Annotated in this window: 19 protein-coding genes; 11 read left to right on the top strand and 8 right to left on the bottom strand. The window is 46.9% G+C overall.

What is annotated here, in order from left to right:
• Positions 1–2: 2 nt before the first annotated feature.
• From leuS to yajC, 5 genes are all read right to left on the bottom strand, one after another.
• Positions 3–2,450: a leucine--tRNA ligase gene (gene leuS / locus WAO38_RS12680; RefSeq protein ID WP_422237619.1), complete on the bottom strand. Its 2,448-nt coding sequence runs from the start codon at positions 2,448–2,450 to the stop codon at positions 3–5.
• Positions 2,451–2,513: 63 nt separating this feature from the next.
• Positions 2,514–2,855, bottom strand: a complete 342-nt coding sequence (locus WAO38_RS12675) for a DUF6394 family protein (RefSeq protein ID WP_422237617.1) — start codon at positions 2,853–2,855, stop codon at positions 2,514–2,516.
• 10 nt (positions 2,856–2,865) lie between these two features.
• Positions 2,866–3,837: a protein translocase subunit SecF gene (gene secF / locus WAO38_RS12670; protein ID WP_422237615.1), complete on the bottom strand. Its 972-nt coding sequence runs from the start codon at positions 3,835–3,837 to the stop codon at positions 2,866–2,868.
• 3 nt (positions 3,838–3,840) lie between these two features.
• The gene (gene secD, locus WAO38_RS12665; RefSeq protein ID WP_422237613.1) at positions 3,841–5,406 is read right to left on the bottom strand and encodes a protein translocase subunit SecD; all 1,566 of its coding nucleotides are present in this window, start codon (positions 5,404–5,406) and stop codon (positions 3,841–3,843) included.
• Positions 5,396–5,662: a preprotein translocase subunit YajC gene (yajC, locus tag WAO38_RS12660; protein WP_422237611.1), complete on the bottom strand. Its 267-nt coding sequence runs from the start codon at positions 5,660–5,662 to the stop codon at positions 5,396–5,398. Before yajC ends, secD begins: the two co-directional genes overlap by 11 nt.
• A 69-nt stretch (positions 5,663–5,731) precedes the next feature.
• Here yajC and WAO38_RS12655 point away from each other — a divergent pair, with 69 nt between their 5' ends.
• Positions 5,732–6,949, top strand: a complete 1,218-nt coding sequence (locus WAO38_RS12655) for an apolipoprotein N-acyltransferase (protein ID WP_422237609.1) — start codon at positions 5,732–5,734, stop codon at positions 6,947–6,949.
• Between the two features lie 85 nt (positions 6,950–7,034).
• Here the strand turns inward: WAO38_RS12655 and WAO38_RS12650 are convergent, their stop codons facing one another.
• Complete coding sequence (locus tag WAO38_RS12650) at positions 7,035–8,492, bottom strand: acetyl-CoA carboxylase biotin carboxylase subunit (RefSeq protein WP_422237607.1); 1,458 nt, start codon at positions 8,490–8,492, stop codon at positions 7,035–7,037.
• A 118-nt stretch (positions 8,493–8,610) separates the two neighbouring features.
• On the opposite strand from WAO38_RS12650, the gene WAO38_RS12645 reads away from it, so the two are divergent.
• From WAO38_RS12645 to WAO38_RS12625, 5 genes are all read left to right on the top strand, one after another.
• Positions 8,611–9,636 (top strand): sensor histidine kinase, encoded by a 1,026-nt coding sequence (locus WAO38_RS12645; protein ID WP_422237605.1) that lies wholly within the window; start codon positions 8,611–8,613, stop codon positions 9,634–9,636.
• Complete coding sequence (locus WAO38_RS12640; RefSeq protein ID WP_422237603.1) at positions 9,633–10,343, top strand: response regulator transcription factor; 711 nt, start codon at positions 9,633–9,635, stop codon at positions 10,341–10,343. The genes WAO38_RS12645 and WAO38_RS12640 overlap by 4 nt, the downstream gene beginning before the upstream one ends.
• Before the next feature lie 76 nt (positions 10,344–10,419).
• Positions 10,420–11,343 (top strand): cysteine synthase A, encoded by a 924-nt coding sequence (cysK, locus tag WAO38_RS12635; protein ID WP_422237601.1) that lies wholly within the window; start codon positions 10,420–10,422, stop codon positions 11,341–11,343.
• 66 nt (positions 11,344–11,409) lie between these two features.
• Positions 11,410–11,913 (top strand): aminotransferase class IV, encoded by a 504-nt coding sequence (locus WAO38_RS12630; protein WP_422237599.1) that lies wholly within the window; start codon positions 11,410–11,412, stop codon positions 11,911–11,913.
• A gap of 18 nt (positions 11,914–11,931) precedes the next feature.
• The gene (locus WAO38_RS12625) at positions 11,932–12,393 is read left to right on the top strand and encodes a hypothetical protein (RefSeq protein WP_422237597.1); all 462 of its coding nucleotides are present in this window, start codon (positions 11,932–11,934) and stop codon (positions 12,391–12,393) included.
• A 44-nt stretch (positions 12,394–12,437) separates the two neighbouring features.
• Here WAO38_RS12625 and WAO38_RS12620 read toward each other — a convergent pair whose 3' ends face one another.
• Positions 12,438–13,337, bottom strand: coding sequence for a LysR substrate-binding domain-containing protein (locus WAO38_RS12620; protein ID WP_422237595.1), 900 nt, complete (start codon positions 13,335–13,337; stop codon positions 12,438–12,440).
• Positions 13,338–13,500: 163 nt separating this feature from the next.
• Here WAO38_RS12620 and WAO38_RS12615 point away from each other — a divergent pair, with 163 nt between their 5' ends.
• The 5 genes from WAO38_RS12615 to smpB are packed head-to-tail and all read left to right on the top strand — an operon-like array spanning position 13,501 to position 17,813.
• Positions 13,501–15,549, top strand: a complete 2,049-nt coding sequence (locus tag WAO38_RS12615; protein WP_422237593.1) for an ATP-dependent helicase — start codon at positions 13,501–13,503, stop codon at positions 15,547–15,549.
• A complete protein-coding gene (gene truB / locus WAO38_RS12610) occupies positions 15,550–16,371 on the top strand; it encodes a tRNA pseudouridine(55) synthase TruB (protein WP_422237591.1) in 822 nt (273 codons plus the stop codon).
• On the top strand, positions 16,365–16,595 hold the full coding sequence (gene csrA / locus WAO38_RS12605; protein WP_422237589.1) for a carbon storage regulator CsrA: 231 nt from the start codon (positions 16,365–16,367) through the stop codon (positions 16,593–16,595). The genes truB and csrA overlap by 7 nt, the downstream gene beginning before the upstream one ends.
• Positions 16,592–17,356, top strand: a complete 765-nt coding sequence (locus WAO38_RS12600) for a 4-(cytidine 5'-diphospho)-2-C-methyl-D-erythritol kinase (RefSeq protein WP_422237587.1) — start codon at positions 16,592–16,594, stop codon at positions 17,354–17,356. The genes csrA and WAO38_RS12600 overlap by 4 nt, the downstream gene beginning before the upstream one ends.
• Positions 17,357–17,360: 4 nt before the next feature.
• Entirely contained in the window at positions 17,361–17,813 is a 453-nt protein-coding gene (gene smpB / locus WAO38_RS12595) for an SsrA-binding protein SmpB (protein ID WP_422237585.1), read from the top strand.
• A gap of 120 nt (positions 17,814–17,933) precedes the next feature.
• On the opposite strand, the gene rplS is transcribed toward smpB, so the two are convergent.
• On the bottom strand, positions 17,934–18,293 hold the full coding sequence (gene rplS, locus WAO38_RS12590) for a 50S ribosomal protein L19 (RefSeq protein ID WP_422237583.1): 360 nt from the start codon (positions 18,291–18,293) through the stop codon (positions 17,934–17,936).
• Positions 18,294–18,397 lie beyond the last annotated feature (104 nt).

Genomic DNA, 18,397 nt, shown 5'->3' with positions numbered 1-18,397 from the left:
GTTTATCCCTTGATGACGAGATTGACGAGTTTGCCCGGAATGAGGATCTCTTTAATGATCTCTTTCCCTTCAATCCATTTTTCAACTGCGGCTTTGGCTGTTTCAATGATCGTTTCTTGGCTCTCGTTCACCCCGACTTCGATCGTGGCACGGTTTTTGCCGTTGATAGAAACACCGAGAGTCAATGCTTCGACTTCAAATACCTCTTCGCAAACCACCTGAATACCGAAGTTTTTCAGACCAAAAAGCTCATTGGAGAGTTCCCAGCATAGATGCGGAGCGATCGGTTCGAGGATAGAGGTCAAAATCCAATACCCTTCCGTCCACACTTCCGTATTATTCTGCTCATTCAGGGCATTCATCGCTTCCATGACACCGGCAATCATCGTATTAAAGGTATGTCGCTCTCCATAAACCTCTTGGGCACGTTTGAGCGCTTCATAAACTTTTTTCCGGGCCGCTTTTTCCTCTTTGGTGAGGGACGCCGGATCAATCGCCGGTATCGTTTTTGTTTTGCGGACGTACTGGGATCGATCGGCAAACCGTTTTAAAAACCGGAATGCCCCTTCGACCGCACTGTCATTCCACTCCAGCTCTTGCGTCGGCGGGGCGGCAAAAAGGATAAAAAGACGCGCCGTATCCGCGCCGTATTTCTCCACCAAAGCGCCCGGATCGACCGTGTTGCCTTTGGATTTCGACATTTTGGCACCGTCTTTAAGAACCATCCCCTGCGTCAGGAGATGTTCAAACGGCTCATCGCTGTTTACATAGCCCAAATCGCGGAGCATTTTGGTAAAGAAACGGGCATACAGCAAATGCAAGATCGCGTGTTCGATTCCACCGATATAGTGATCGACACCCATCCAGTAATCCAAAGCTTTCGGATCAAAGGCCTCTTTGAAATCATTCTTGACCGTATAGCGCAGGAAATACCACGACGACTGAATAAAGGTGTCCATCGTATCGGTCTCGCGCGTTGCAGGTTTGCCGCATTTCGGGCACGGACAATGTTTCCATGTCGGATGGTGTTCGAGAGGATTGCCCTCCCCGTTGATGATGACGTCTTCAGGCAACGCGACCGGAAGCTTGGATTTCTCTTCGGGAACGATTCCGCAGCTCTCACAGTGGATGAACGGAATCGGAGCTCCCCAGTAGCGCTGACGGCTGATGCCCCAGTCTTTAAGACGGAAATTAATCACTTTTTTACCGATTTTTTCGGATTCAAAATGATCCATCACCGCTTCTTTGGCCGCTGTATTGTCCATTCCGCTAAAACTTCCGCTCTCTTTCAAGATGCCGCTGTCCGTGAAGGCAGAGCCGCTTGGAAGGTCTCCCTCACTCGGGAAAATGACCGCTTTGATCGGAAGTGCGTATTTGGTGGCAAACTCATAGTCACGGTCATCATGCGCCGGAACGGCCATCACCGCACCCGAGCCGTAATCGGTAAGGACGAAATTCGCAACCCATACCGGAACTTTTTCTCCCGTGAGAGGATGGATGACGTTGATTCCCAGTGCCACCCCCTCTTTCGGACTGGTTGCGCGGTCACGGGCGCTGACACGCTGCATCGCTTTGATCGCATCGGCCGTTGCCTCATCCAGCAGACCGAATGAGAGCATATGACGGACAATCTCATGTTCTGGGGCCAATGCCGCGTAGCTTACCCCGTAAATCGTATCCGGTCGAGTGGTAAATACATCGAAGCTTTGATAGACGGCTCCAAGTTTTGCCTCACTCTCCTCATCCAGTTTAAACGGAAATTCCAAACCGTACGATTTTCCGATCCAGTTTTCCTGCATCGTCAAAACCTGCTTCGGCCATTTCCCCTCCAGCGTTTTCAGCGATTCGAGAAGTTCCTCGGCATAATCGCTGATTTTAAGATAATACTGGAACATCTCTTTTTGTTCGATCGGCGTTCCGCATCTCCAGCATCCGCCGTCAACCACTTGTTCGTTCGCCAAAACCGTCAAATCATGCGGACACCAGTTCAAAAACCCCTGTTTACGATACAAGAGTCCTTTGTTGAACATATCGATGATAAAACCCTGTTCGAACGCCGTGTATTCAGGATTCGATGTTGCGAATTCTCTCTCTTCGGAAAAAGAAAGACCTAATCCTGCCAGTTCTCCGCGCATCGTTGCGATGTTCTCATAGGTCCATTTTTTCGGATGGACACCGTGTTTGATTGCCGCATTCTCCGCCGGCATACCGAAACTGTCCCATCCGATCGGATGCAGGACGTTAAATCCCTGCTGACGGTAATATCTGGCAAATGCATCCCCGATGGTATAGTTACGGACATGTCCCATATGGATACGTCCGGAAGGATAAGGGAACATGCTCAACACATATTTTTTAGGTTTGGAAAAATCCGATGAGGGCTCATACGCCTTCGTTGCACTCCAAGTATTTTGCCACTTGGCCTCAATCGATGCGGGGGTATAATTCAAACAAAACTCCTAAATGATAGTAAACGCTTTCTCTGCGAAGCAGCAGACTTCGGTGAGGGAAGCCTACTCGTAATTCTCTTTGGCTTTAGCACTTTCGATAAACACCATGATGATGGAAAAGACATTCGCGATCAATGCACCGATCGCCAATGCTGTCGCCCACACTACATGCCCGATCACTTCCATGTAAATGAATGCGGGAATCAGGTGCAAATCCGCAACCAATGATCCGGCCAGCAGCTCTGCCGCCAAAAGATTACGGACACCCAATTTTAAAATTGTCGATATAAGGTTTAAACTTGCCGCTACAAATAGCATCACGGAAGTATGATCGAACAGAAATGCCGCTGTCGAGGTTAAACTCATCAGCGTAAAAAAAACATAAACTACCTTACCCCAATCCATTCTTTGCTCCTTACACTATACCTTGTTCAAACTGTGCGCGAAGACGTTCTTTTTCCGCTTCGCGTGCTGCCTTTTGAGAGAGTTTAGCACGATATCCCTTTACATTAAAACCAAACCATTTTAATATCGGAGATGCTACGAAAATCGAACTGTAGGTACCGACACCGATACCTACCAGCAGTGTGAACGCAAACGCATGGATAATTTCTCCGCCGAAGAGGAAAAGAACGACAACAACCAACAATGTCGTCAAAGATGTCAATGTCGTTCGAGAAAGCGTTTTCGTAATTGCCTCATCGATAATGGCACTCAAACTCCCCTCTTTCGACTCGGTAATCCCTTCACGGATACGGTCAAATACGATAATCGTATCATTAATCGAATATCCTAAAACCGTCAGCAATGCAGCCAAAACATCCAAATTGACATCCAGCCCGACCAAAGATATGGCCCCCATTGCAATGGAGACGTCATGCACAAGCGCGATGATCGATGCAACAGCAAAACGCCATTCAAAGCGGAAAGAGACATAAATCAGAATACCGATGATCGCCAAAGTAAGGGACATGATCCCTTTTTCACGAAGTTCATTTCCTACTTTTGCACCGACAATATCAACACGGCGAATTTCAAAATTTCCGGTTCCCGCTAATTTTTCACGGACAACGTCGCCGATATCTTTGGTAACGCTGTCAGAACTGTTTTTGAGACGAATAACCACTTCATCCGGCGAACCGAATTCATTGATGGAGGAGCCCTCAAACAGTGCATTGCCCGTAAGACGCTGACGCATCTCATCGATCGGTGCCGTTGTGTCGTATTTGACTTGCACGATCGTACCGCCGACGAAATCGATTCCGAAATTCATCCCTTTGGTAAAGAGAAGCGCGTAAGATCCCAATACCATCATGATCGAGATAATAATTGCCAGCTTCGATTTCCCCATAAACGGAACCGAGCGGGTAGCTTTAAAAAGTTCCATCGTTTACCCCTTGATCCCGAAATATTTAAACGGATTTTTCGATTTGGACATACGCTCTTCCAATAACTGATAAATACCGTGGGTTCCCAAGATTGCTGTCAGCATCGACGCTAAAATACCGATACTGATCGTAATAGCAAACCCTTTGATCGCTCCGGTTCCATAAACATAGAGGACAACCGCCGCGATTAAAGTCGTAATGTTGGCATCCAAAATGGCGCGCATCGCATTATCGTATCCCGATTCTATCGCTTTTCGAACCGATAGCCCCTGGCGTAAAAGCTCACGTATCCGTTCGGTGATAATGACGTTGGCATCTACCGCCATACCGACGGTGAGGACGATCCCCGCCATCCCCGGCAATGTCAGCGTAGCACCGAAAAGTGCCATGACCGCGAGAATAAGGAGTAGATTGACGATGAGAGCGACATTTGCGACAACCCCTGCTACCCCATAATAGACGATCATAAACAACGATACGAGGACAAACCCGCCGATGAGAGCGATCATACTCGCTTTAATACTGTCTGCCCCAAGACTTGGCCCGACGGAACGTTTTTCCATCATATAAATCGGTGCCAGCAATGCCCCTGAACGCAGTGCTATCGCCAAATCATTGGCTTCAGCAACACTGTAGTTACCGCTGATCTGTCCGCTTCCGCCGCCGATACGTTCATTGATCACCGGTGCGGAATAAACTTTTCCGTCCAGCACGATCGCGAGCCGTTTACCGACACTTTTACCGGTAAAATCACCGAAAATCTGCGCTCCGGCAGAGTTAAGGGAAAAATTAATGACCGGACGGTTGTTCTGATCGTATCCGACTTGCGCATTGGTCAGCATCGTCCCATCCAAAATAGGGATCTCGTTGACCAAGTGTTTCAGGTTCGGCTGAAGCGCGTCTTCGAGAATAATGTCTCCATAGCTCGAAGCTTCTGCGCCGCTAAGGTCATTAACACGCATAGAACGCTCTTCGTCCACTGCCATCAATTCCAACTTCGCCGCACGTGAAATAAGCTCACGCGCACGTTGTTCTTCTTGCGGGGTTTTGATCCCCGGAAGCTCAACCAAAATTTTATCAATTCCCTGTTTGGCAACCGTCGGTTCGGCAAGACCGAACTGATCAAGACGGTTTCGGATCGTCTCGATCGCCTGATCGACCGATTGAACTTTCAACTTTTCAACAGCGTCAGGCGTAATCGAAACAGCGTATTTGTTCTCCGATGCGTGGACCACGGTCCCTTCGATCGTTTTAAGCTGTTCATCCATTACGGTTGCATCATCGCCATCTAAAAGCTCGAACACAACCTTATCGTCTTGAACACCGAGCCCTTCGATCAAAATATCATTATGCTCGGCAAAATGTTTGATCCCTGAAGCAATCGATTTGATTTGAGAGTTGACAGCTTCATCGGTTTTAACCCCTAAAAGCATATGCAATCCGCCTTGCAAATCAAGTCCTAAGGTAATCTTTTTCCCTTCACTGCTTTGTGTGAATGAAGGGATCGAGAATACCAGACCGAATACGGTGGCAATAATCAGTAAAACGACGCGGTAATTAAGCTTCATCCCCATACTTTCTGGCTACTGCATCTTTAACGAGCTGCCCTTCAGTGTCATTGTTCATTTTAATCACGAAAAATTGATCTTCGACTTTTTTAATCTCAACAATCAAACCGCCGGTGGTGATAATTTTATCCCCTTTGGTAAGAGCTTCAATCATCTCTTTGTGTTTTTTAGCTTGCTGATTTTGGGGACGAATGATCACAAAATACATAATAGCGATCAAAAATACGAACGGGAGGATTTGGGTAAGAATTTCCATGGGTTTCCTTGGCATGTGTAAAGTTGGGGCATTATACTGAAATGTGGCTAACAACGGTATAATTCCCCCATGAAATATCGATTCAACCCCATTATTGAGCTCCTTCTTCTGCCGTTGGTTATTGCCTTTTTTTTCTCAGCCTTCATCTATTGGGAACATTTCGGTCTTACCTCTGCCGCTCTTAACACCCTTTCGGCTTTAATCGCACTGTACGGACTTTTGCATGCTCCGAAAAAGACCGTCCTCATCAGCGGATTCTGGATCGGATTGCTCTGGTGTTATTGGATCGGATTCAGTTTTCAGTACTATGGCCTCGGGTGGGCCGTCGGGCTTGTAGCGCTGGGATTCGGGATCGTCTATAGCCTCTATTACGGAACGATGGCTCTCTCATCAAACCCGTTTGTACGTGCCGTTATCCTCTTCGGGCTCACCTTTTTTTGGCCGATGGACTTCAACTGGATGCAGCCGGAACTTATCTTTGTCGAGAGTTATCTGGGCTTTGCCAAATGGCAGTTTGCCCTCATCCTCTTTGCCCTTGCGGCAACCGCTTCGTTTAGCGGATTCAAAAAAGGGCTTCCCTTGCTGCTGCTTTTCGGTGCCGTGCAAACGCTCCCTCCCGCACCTCCGCTGCCGGATGTGAAAATCAAACTGATCTCCACGGATATCTCGCAGGATTTTAAATGGCAAGGGGAACGGTTAGGCCAAACGATCCAAGAAAATTTCAATGCCATTGATGATGCAATTGCCCAAGGATATGACCTCGTTGTCCTCCCTGAAGCGGCATTTCCGCTCTATATGAACCATCATGACAATATTGCCGAAGCACTTACGGAACGTTCCCGGTACATCACGATTCTCACCGGAACGCTTCATGAAGAAAACGGCTTGAACTACAATGTTTCGTATCTCTTCCAAGAGGGAAAAATCACCGTCGCCAAGAAAACAATTCTTGTCCCTTTCGGAGAGTATATCCCTCTGCCAAAGTTTTTACGCGGATGGGTGAATCGTGCAATTTTCGGGGGGGGAAGCGATTTTGTGACCGCCGAAAATCCGACCGATTTTAGGATAGACGGCGTTAAATTTCGTAATGCCATCTGTTATGAAGGGACGCGAAAAGAGCTTTACACGCCGGAGGTACGCTATATGATCGCGATCAGCAATAACGGCTGGTTTAAACCCTCGATCGAGCCAACATTGCAAAAATTGCTGATCCGCTTTTACGCACGGCAAAATAATACGGTTGTTTTTCATGCGGCAAACGGAGGGGGAAGCGGAGTCATCTATTAATTTGAAAAGTACAAGGAAACAAAATTCCTCGTACTCTGATTAAGGCTATAACACTGAAACCTGCCCTGGGGCAGCAGTTTTTAACTTAGTGGCGAACCGTTAGGTTATGCGCATTGATCGCTTTGATAATTCCCTCGATCTCTTTCATTTTAGCCTCTTCGTCATCCATATTATGGATCGCGTCAAGATTAAATGTACTGAGCTTGGTATCCAGATATCCCGTATCAAGTTTTCCGTCGATAAAGTCCTGATCCCGGACGATTTGGCGATGAAGCGGAATATTGGTCGGCACACCTTCGATGAGAAATTCATCCAAAGCCCGCTGCGCTTTACGCACCGCACCTTCCCAATCCAGTGCCCATACGATCAGTTTCCCGATCATCGAATCGTAGTTGGCAGGGATTTTGTAGTTGGTATAGGCACAGCTGTCCATACGTACTCCCGGACCGCCGGGTGCCATATAGTTGGTGATCAGACCCGGTGAGGGTGCGAAGTTTAGTTTCGGGTTTTCTGCATTGATACGAAACTCGATGGCGTATCCGCGCAGCTTGATCTCCTCTTGCATGAATTTAAGAGAATCCCCCTCCGCGATCTCGATCATCCGCTGGATAATGTCAATCCCGGAAATGATCTCCGTAACCGGGTGTTCCACTTGAACACGGGTGTTCATCTCGATAAAGTAGAAGTTGTCGTCCTGATCGACCAGATACTCGATCGTACCGACACTTTCGTAGCCGAGCTTGAACATCGCTTTGGTCGATACACGGTAGAGTTCACGGCGCACGGCTTCGTTCAACAACGGAGAAGGGGCGATCTCGATCACTTTTTGGTGACGGCGCTGAATCGAGCAGTCACGGTCTCCGAGGTGGACGACATTGCCGTATTTGTCCGCAACGATTTGGATTTCGATATGGCGCGGATTTTTAAGATATTTTTCGATGAAGACCTCGCCGCGCCCGAAGAACCGGATCGATTCATTGGTCGCCGATTCGTACATCTCTTTGAAATCTTTCGCCTTTTCCACGATACGCATACCGCGTCCGCCGCCCCCGAATGCCGCTTTGATAATGATCGGGAACCCGATCCCCTCGGCGATCTTCTCCGCATCATTAATATTATCGATTGGTTCATCGGTCCCCGGAAGCATCGGGACACCCACTTCGCGCATCGCGACCTTGGAAGCCATTTTATCCCCGAAGAGGGCTACGTGTTCCGGCTTCGGCCCGATGAAAATAATCCCGTTATCGATACATGCCTGAGCAAACTCGGCACTCTCGGATAAAAACCCGTATCCCGGATGGATCGCATCACAATCGGCTTTTTTAGCCAATGAAATAATACGCTCATAGTCCAGATACGCGGCAATCGGATCGCCCATAATCGGGTAACACTCATCCGCTTTACGGACCCATACCCCATTAACGTCCACTTCAGAAAAAACGACGACACTTTTGATACCCAGCTCTTTACAGGCTCGGATAATACGAAGTGCGATTTCACCGCGGTTAGCAATCAGGATTTTATTGATTTTATGAGTTTTCACGGGTTCCCTTTTTAAAGAATGTGAAATGGTAGGACAATTGGAATCAAAATGGCATCAAAAAAATTGTTCCCTCTCCATCTTTGGCTCTATTTCACACGATCTCGTATACAATTCTTTTATGCAAAAGTTTTATCCCTATCGGCATTACATCATCACTTTAATCCTTTTTGGTGCCGTAACCATTGTCGCACAAGCATTCAAACACCATTTGGAAATGACTAATATTATTTTGATCCACCTTCTCCCCGTTATTGTGATTGCCTTGCGCGGAAATTTTCTCGCAACGACGGTTGTCACGACACTGTCCATCGGAGTTCTCGCCCTCATCTATATTCCGCCGACGCTCAGTTTTATCGTTCATGAAGTGGTCTACATCTGGAGTTTTATTATTTTCTTCATTGTCGGATACACGATTACCCTTCAGGCCAAAAAAATCCATGCCGGCGGTATCAAAGAGACCCTTCTTAATACCCTCTCCCACGATCTTAAAACCCCTCTTGCTTCGATTATGGGAAATGCATCTTTTCTGGTTGAGACCTACCCTCTGGATTTGGCACTGCGGTATAAAGCTCTCTTGCAGATCATTGAGTCCAGCCGGCAAATGAACCGTCTGATCAGTACCCTGCTCGACAGCGCCCGGCTTCAAAATTCTCAAACGCCCCTGAAAAAAGAGTGGTGCGACATGGAAGACCTCATCAGCATCGCGCTGCGGGAATTTCGCAGTGACGTTCTGCATGAGAGGGTTGAATGCCGTTTTAGCAGAGATCTTCCGCTGTTTTACGGTGATTGCACCCTGCTAACGCGCCTTTTTGTCAATCTGATCGATAATGCGCTCAAATATTCCATAGATGAAAAACCTGTGGAAATTGATATTAAGACATCCTCCTCGCAGTGGATCATCACCTTCTCAAACCAATGCCCGACCCTTACTTCTTCGGAGCTGAAGAACCTTTTTGAAAAGTTTTACCGTATCGACAATACGGCAGATATCTCCGGCAGCGGGATCGGACTATCGATTTGCAAAGAGATCGCGCAAGCCCACAACGGCAGTATACGAGCCTACAATCATGATAACGGTATCCGTGTCGAAGTGACCCTCCCGATTCTAAAGCACCCCGTATCTTTGCCAATGGAGGATGAATGAAACCTCATCAACAGATTTTGATCGTCGAAGACGATGAAGCAATCAGTCAGCTTCTGCAGCTTACCTTCAAGCAGCTCGGGCACAAAGTCCTTCTGGCAAAAGATCGCCAAAGCGCGCTAAGAGAACTCCAGACCCGCAGTCCGGATATCATTTTACTCGACCTTGGGCTACCCGATGGGGACGGGAAAGAGTTGATCAAAACGATCCGTTCGATGGTACAAACCCCGATCATTGTCGTCTCCGCCCGCCACGAAGAAAAAGAGATCATTGCCTCGCTTGATTTGGGAGCCGATGATTACGTCACCAAACCTTTTTCCACCCATGAGCTTTTGGCCCGTGTCCGTTCCGCCCAAAGACGTTTTTTGGGACCCCAAACGACCAGTACTGTTATCACCTGTAACGACCTTAAAATCGATATTGAACAATTCACGGTTTTCAAAGGGGACGAGAGCCTTAAACTCACCCCGACCGAATTCAACCTGCTCAAATATTTTATGCTCCATCGCAACGAAGTACTCACCCATGTCAAAATTTTAAAAGAGGTATGGGGGATCGGCTATCAGCATGAAATGCAATATCTGCGCACCTATATCAACGCTTTGCGAAAAAAAATCGAAACCAGTACCACATCTCCCCAATACATCCAAACCGAGCTGGGAATCGGCTACCGCTTTGTCTGCATCAGCCACGATAAAATCGTCAATTAATCCTTAGCAAACTGGTTGTAATTATTTGCTTTTACCCATTATGGTATTATAATGGCTAAAAAACAGGGGCATCAACATGAACATTGCAGCCAATATCACCGAACTTATCGGCAATACTCCTTTGGTACGGCTCAATGCCGTTTCCAACGCAAGCGGAGCTACGATTTTAGGAAAATGTGAGTTTATGAACCCTACCAGTTCGGTCAAAGACCGGATCGGATTCAATATGATCAAAACGGCGATGGATGAGGGCCGGATTAATTCGGATACGCTGATTATCGAACCTACCAGCGGCAATACCGGTATCGCTCTCGCTTCTATCTGCGCCGCATTAGGATTAAAACTCACCCTCACGATGCCCGAATCCATGTCCATTGAACGACGCAATCTTCTCAAAGCTCTCGGTGCCAATCTTGTCCTGACACCTGCCGCCTCGGGAATGAAAGGGGCGATCGATGAGGCCGATGCACTCGTCGCAGCTACCGACAACGCTATCGTACTGCAGCAATTTGCCAATCCCGCAAATCCGGCCATCCATCGCATTACTACCGCACAAGAGATTCTCAAAGACACCGATGGCACCGTCGATATCTTTATTGCCGCTGTCGGAACAGGGGGAACACTCACCGGAACCGGTGAAGCGTTGAGAGCCGCTATACCGAATGTGCAGATCATCGCCGTGGAGCCCAAAGATTCTCCTGTTCTCTCTGGAGGGAAGCCGGGGCCTCATAAAATTCAGGGAATCGGAGCCGGTTTTGTCCCCGATATCCTCAATACTTCCCTCTATCATGAAGTTATTACGGTCAGTAACGAAGATGCTATCGCCGCATCCAAAGCACTCGCATTGTCCGAAGGACTGCTGGTCGGAATCTCTGCAGGGGCTAATGTTCATGCGGCGGCACTGGTCGCTTCGCGCCCCGAGAACAAAGGAAAAACCATTGTGACCATCTTGTGTGATACGGCAGAGCGCTATCTCAGCACCCCTCTTTTTGAAGCGTAAATGCTCTTAGAGACACTCCGCTGCGAAAACGCTCGCCTCTTGCATTGCTCTTATCATCAAGAGCGCTTGGAAAAATCCCTTCAATCCCTCTCTATTAAAACGCATTACGATTTGCAGTCTCTGATCATCCCTCCCAGCAGCGGAATATACCGGTGCCGCTTTCTCTACGATGCGGATGGATATACGGTCGAATTTATCCCCTATATCCCAAAAACCATTGCTTCTCTCAAACTCGTTAGGGCCGATACCCTTGAATATCCCTTGAAAGACTCTAATCGAGAAGCGCTGGATGCTTTGTTTGATCAGCGTGAGGGCTGCGATGACGTAGTGATTGTTAAAAACGGCCTTCTTACCGATACTACCATCGCCAATATTGCCTTGCAGATACAGGGACAATGGCTTACGCCGGATACTCCACTGCTGAGGGGGACTACCCGAGCACGTTTAATCGAGGAGGGTTTTCTGACACCGCATCCTCTTACGATAGAGGATATAGCCAAAGCGTCCAAGATTGCTGTCATGAATGCGATGGTTGGCTTCATTGAAGTCGAAAATGGTATAATTACTTAAAAAAACAGGTCCGGCGTTATGTTATTTGATATTATTAAAAGCTCGTCATTCGCTCGATTGATGGAGAACCATGTTCGTGACATGCTCATTTATCTGTTTGAAAATGATCAGAATTTCGGCATTTTATGCAAAATTGAACATGTTACGTTTGATCCTCCCCTCCCCCAGCATTTAAATGAAGAGTTTCGGGCAATGACCCTCTTTTTTCTGGCGGGCTATACTTTTGAGAGTGCCCGGATCGATAATGATGTTTTGATTTTTGAAGCGGGATTCGGACAAGAGAATGTCGGCAGTTTCGTTTCGGTACCGCTGCTTTCGATTGTGCAGATCATCATCGACGATACTCCGGCATTCGTAAACTTGGCACTTCCGCAGGAAAAACACCCTGCCGCCGCTATTGAAAAACAAGAAGGGGTTCAAAACTCCATGAGTGCCCTGCTCGCAAATCCTGAAAATCAAAAGTTTTTGAAGAAAAAATAGTACGCAGGAAATGCACTCCCTTTTCAGGGGAATGCTGTGAGGTCTTAGAGTTTCAACCCTAAGAGGTAAGTGACAACGTTATCGATGAATGCATCGTGTTTGCGTTCTTTGCTGTAAACGATATAAAACTTACGTTTGATTTTATAATTTTTAATCCGCGCTTCAAACAATTTTCCCTCTTCCACTTCATCACTGATAACATGACGAGAGATAACGGAAACCACTGGACGGGCGGCATCTTTCGGCGAACGCATCAAGGTCTCTTTAATCGCGGTAGAACTTGCTACGACACCGATAACGCTAAAGCCTGAACACTCAACGCCGATCTCTTCAAATACTTCAGAGGTGAGTTTGCGCGTATGCGAATTTTCATCACGGCAGATCCAGTCAAACTTATACATATCTTCTTTGCGAAGCTGCTTCGGAATCGGCTGATTAGAGAAAATGACCAATTCGTCTTCTTCCCATTCGCGGTAAATCAGCCCTTCTTTCATGACCGGTGATTCGATCAGGGCGATATCGATTTTTTTATCGATTAACTGATCGATGATCTCTTCGGAAAATGCCACACGGATGTGTACTTCGTTATTGATCTTCTCTTTGAGCTGCCCGATGTACGAAGGGAGAACATAGTTTCCGATCGCATACGAAGCGCCGACGATAAAGGTGAACTCTTTATTGATGATTTTTAAAAGCTCTTTTTCGCTCGATTGAATCGCTTTTTCCAGTTTCGTTGCGATGCGGAAAAGGTCCTCTCCCTCTTTGGTCAGTTTGATCCCGTTTTTTTTGCGTTCAACGACTCGGGTATCGAGATAATCCTCGATGAATTTGATCTGCTGGGTTACCGCAGGCTGAGAAATTCCGAGTTTTGCCGATGCTTTGGAAAAACTTTTCTCTCTGACGACCGTCAGAAATGTCATGAGTTTGGCAAAATCTTTTAACATAATAATTCCTATAAGCTTAATGAATAGCAGTATTATAACTCACAATTATAACTAATGCAAGTATTTAGCCTGAAATTTTATACGCATTTAGCAAAGGAATTTAAAAAATAGAAAACTTGGGCTATAATAAATTAACTATTAACATGTGCAAGGCAATAACAGTATGGACAAAATTCTCTCCGATCTTAATGAGGCTCAGCGCAGTGCAGTCGAACGGATTGACGGCCCTTTGCTCATTTTAGCAGGGGCTGGAAGCGGAAAAACCAAAACGATAACGACTCGGCTCGCCTATCTCCTTGATCAAGTGGGAATACCGGCAGGGAATACATTGACCCTTACCTTTACCAATAAAGCGGCGAAAGAGATGCGCGAACGGGCGATGGGGCTTATTTCACAAAATTCCTATCCCCCGCTACTGTGTACCTTTCATAAATTCGGACTGCTGTTTTTAAAATTTCATATCCATTTGCTCGGACGTGCCAATAATTTCGTCGTTATTGATACCGATGATAAAAAAAAGATCATCAAAAAAATCAACGCCGACCTTCCGACAGCCCTTATCGCCAGTGAAATTTCCCGCTACAAGAATTCTCTGATTGACCCGAGTGAAGCATATGCCCAGGCCGAGCTTACCAACTATAAACATATCGCCAAAATCTATGAAGAATACGAAGCCTACCTTCTCAAAAACAACCTCGTCGATTTTGACGATCTGCTCTGCCTCACTTATAAACTCCTTGATGAAAATCCGGAGCTGTGCACCCAAACGTCTGAAAAATACCGCTACATCATGATCGATGAGTACCAAGACACCAATGAACTGCAGCTGAGACTCCTGCAAAAACTCTGTTCAACCCACAACAACCTTTGTGTCGTCGGAGACGATGATCAGAGTATTTACGGATGGCGCGGTGCCCATGTCCGCAACATCCTCGAATTTGATCAGGATTTTGCCGATGCGATGGTGGTCAAACTCGAACATAACTACCGTTCTACTCAGCCCATCCTTACGGTAGCCAATGCCCTGATCGAGCATAACCGTTCCCGTCTTGGCAAAACACTCATCGCCACAAAAACCGGCGGAGAAGATGTTCAGACCATTACGTCTAACGACGAAAGCGAAGAGTCTCAAAAGATCGCCAAGACGATCAAAACCCTTATTTCTCAAGGAGTCCGTCCCAACGAAATCGCCGTACTCTATCGGATCAACGCCCTGAGCCGTTCACTCGAAGAGGGGCTGAACCGTGCCGGAGTCGCCTACAAACTCGTCGGAGGCCTGCGCTTTTATGACCGTGCCGAGATTAAAGATTTGATCAGTTATCTGCGGGTCATCACCAATGTCCATGACAACTTCTCCCTCAAACGGATTATCAACAAGCCCAAGCGGGGATTGGGCAAAGCGACGATCGATAAAATCGAACTTTCCTCTATCGAAGCTGAAAAATCGATGTTTGAGTTTATCTCAACCCTCAGTGATAGCGAATTAGAAGGGATTGTACGGAAAAAAAGTGCCGGAGAGCTACGTGATTTTGTCGCCGAGATTCTCGAACTGAGACGTATTTCCGAAGAAACGATTTACCGTTTTATCGATGTACTGGAAGAGCGTTTTAAACTCAAAGAGACGATCAAAGGGCTTCCCGACGAAGCCGATAAAATATCCAATATCGATGAATTCTACGGACTGTTTCGCGATTATGTCAAACAAAACCCTGAGGCTTCTTTGGCTGAATTTCTCAACGACATTACCTTGCAGAGCGAACAAGACCAGGTCGAGGGGGAGAGCATCTACATTATGAGTATCCATGCCTCCAAAGGGCTTGAATTCGAGCACCTGTTCGTCATCGGAATGGAAGAGGGATTTTTGCCTCTGATCGGAGACGGGAGCGATCTCGAAGAAGAGCGCCGATTAGGCTATGTCGCCATCACCCGCGCGAAAAGCAATCTCACCCTCTCCAATGTCAACAGCCGCTTCTATAAAGGACGCCGCACCGATCTGCAAAAAAGCCGTTTTATCAACGAAGCGGGACTGTGCGAAGGTTCTTTGATCTTGGAAAAAAACACTTCTTACAAAAAAGGTGATCTGGTGCGCCATAAAATTTTCGGAGCCGGACGGGTCGAAGGGGTGAGCAAAGCCGGACGCGAATTTAAACTCAGCATCAATTTCGGCGGCAATAAACGGGATATTCTCGCCTCTTTTGTGGAGAAACTTTAATTGAATCGTCTTTTTGTCGCCTATAAGCCTACAGGGCTCAGTTCGAACCAGCTTCTCGGACAGCTCAAACGCAAGTATAAAATAAAAAAAGCAGGCTATTCCGGCACCTTGGACCCGTTCGCCAAAGGTGTTTTGATTATCGCATTCGGTAATCACGGAAGACTGTTTCGCTTTTTGAACAAAACCCCCAAACGTTATCGTGCAACACTCTGGCTGGGGGCCTATTCTCCGACTCTGGATATCGAGAAGATTGAAACGATCAAGGAAACCGAGAGCGTAAGCGAAACGCTGATCCAAGAGATATTTCAATCCCTTACGGGCGAACTTACCTATCTTCCGCCCAAATACAGTGCCAAGCGAATCGAAGGGCGCAGAGCCTATGAATTTGCCCGAGAAGGGAAAGAGGTTGACCTGCGCGCAATCACCTCTACGATCTATGATCTCTCTTTGATCCACTATCGCCATCCGTTTCTTACCTTTGAGGCAACCGTATCGGAGGGAACCTATATCCGGTCCTTGGGAGAGATGATTGCAGCACGTCTCGGTACCGATGGTGCCCTTAGTGCTTTGGAACGTCTCAATGAGGGGCAATTCACTTATGAAAACGAAATTCCGCTTGACGTCAAAACCTCACTTGGAATCACCAAAAACCGCTATAATGGTACTACTCAAACGATTTTATTAGGACAACCCCTCAACCGTGAAGATTTCGATCTGCAGGAAAACGGAACCTACTGGATCGACAACGGCGACACGATCTCTATCCTTGAGATTACCGATGAAGGCGTCCGTTACCTACTCAATAAGGTTGAAGCATGCTGATTCTCTCCCGCAGACCCGCAGAATCGATCATTATCGCCGATACGATTACGGTCAAAGTGGTCTCCATCGAAAAGGGGGTAGTGAAGCTCGGGATTGATGCCCCGCACAATATCCGTGTACTGCGCAGCGAACTGGTTCGCGCCGTCGAAGATTCCAATAAAGAGGCTTCCTCTGAGCATGATGAATCGCTCCTCCAGCAGCTGGTTCAAAAATTAAAATTATGATCCGATACAAAGCCTACGCCAAAGTCAACATTTTTCTCAAAATCACCGGGATTCGAGAAAATTATCATACCCTCAGTTCACGCTTTGTACGTGTGGACAATCTATTTGACACCTTGTGGTTCGAACCGAAATCGACGCCGGAATTTGAGATTCGGGGAGACTTTGACTGCGAAGTAGGTTCCAATACCATCTACAAAGCGTATAAGTACCTTTTTGCCGCAACCCATTCCAAAACGCTCTCGGAATTTATGGAATCGAACGCCATTTGCGTCGATAAGCAGATCCCCTCTTTTGCCGGCCTCGGGGGCGGAAGCTCTGATGCCGCAACGTTTTTGCTGATGTGCAATAAAACCTTGAATTTAGGGCTTAGTATCCATGAACTGGCCGAAATCGGTGCCAATGTCGGCGCGGATGTTCCCTTCTTCGTCTATGGCTATGCGAGTGCCAATGTACGCGGCATCGGAGAGATCGTGGAGCCGTTCGATGAGCCGCCTCTGGATTTGGAGGTGACAACGCCTGAACTTCAGATCAGTACCCCTGCCGTGTACCGCTATTACCGGGAGCACCTGTTTGCACCTATCAACAGCGATGAGGCCGCCCTCCTTGAAGCAACACCTTCACGTGAGATATTAGCCTCCGTTAACTCTAAAGAAGCAAATGACCTTTATAATGCGGCTTTGGGATGCTATCCCGAGCTTTCCGAAAAAGAGGGATGGTTTTTCTCCGGCAGCGGAAGCAGTTTTTTTAGAATTAAGGAATAAAGAAATGGGCGAAAATATAGCCACCAATAAAAAAGCCTTTTTTGATTACTACATCGAAGAGAAATTTGAAGCGGGACTCGTTCTTAAGGGCTCAGAAGTCAAAGCCTTGCGCGCGGCGCGTGTCAACCTCAAAGACGGTTTTATCAAAATCGTCCGTGGTGAAGCATTTGTCTTTAATGTCCACATCGGAGTGCTTGATACGACCCACCATTTTTATAGCCATGAAGAGCGCGGAAGCCGTAAGCTGCTGCTCCATAAAAAGCAGATCGATAAAATGTTTAAAGCGGTCGAAAAGGAGGGATTTACCCTCGTCCCGCTGAGTATCTACTTCAATGACAAAAACCTCGCCAAAATGCAGGTTGCTATCGTTAAAGGGAAAAAGCTCTACGACAAACGCGATGACCTCAAAGAAAAAAGCCTCAAACGGGATATGGAACGCGCCTTAAAAGGGGAATAATATCCTCGCGGCTGTCAATGACGCAACGGCAGATAAAATGTAAACAAATTGACGATTTGAAAAAAATGGGGATTGATAGAGTTGAAGAGAAGCTGCCGCACAGTGTGCGGCAATGGAGAATTATTTGCGGCGGATTTCTTTAATACGCGCTGCTTTACCAGCAAGATCGCGAAGATAGAACAATTTCGCACGACGTACACGTCCACGGCGAAGAACTTCGATTTTCTCGAGGCTGTCGCTGTAGATTGGGAATACACGCTCGATACCGACAGCGTTAGCTCCGATTTTACGAACAGTAATAGTACGGCCTGTACCTTCACCACGAATAGAGATACATACGCCCTCATAATTTTGAACACGTGATTTGTCACCCTCTTTAATCGTTACTGCTAAACGAAGAGTATCACCTGCACGGAACTCAGGGATGTTTTTACCGGCGATTTGTGCTTGTTCGAAGCTTGCAATGTACTTATTTTTCATAAGATGTCCTTATTTTATGCTTTTGAAGCTGCTCCGGTCTGAAGTATTTTGTTTTGCATTCAGACAGAGACGATTTTAGTGCACGAATTTTACTGTGATTTCCC

It is taken from the genome of Sulfuricurvum sp., assembly GCF_049277495.1.
Taxonomy (GTDB): domain Bacteria; phylum Campylobacterota; class Campylobacteria; order Campylobacterales; family Sulfurimonadaceae; genus Sulfuricurvum.
The sequence above is the reverse complement of the archived record's forward strand: the minus strand, read 5'-3'. Positions and strand labels throughout refer to the sequence as shown.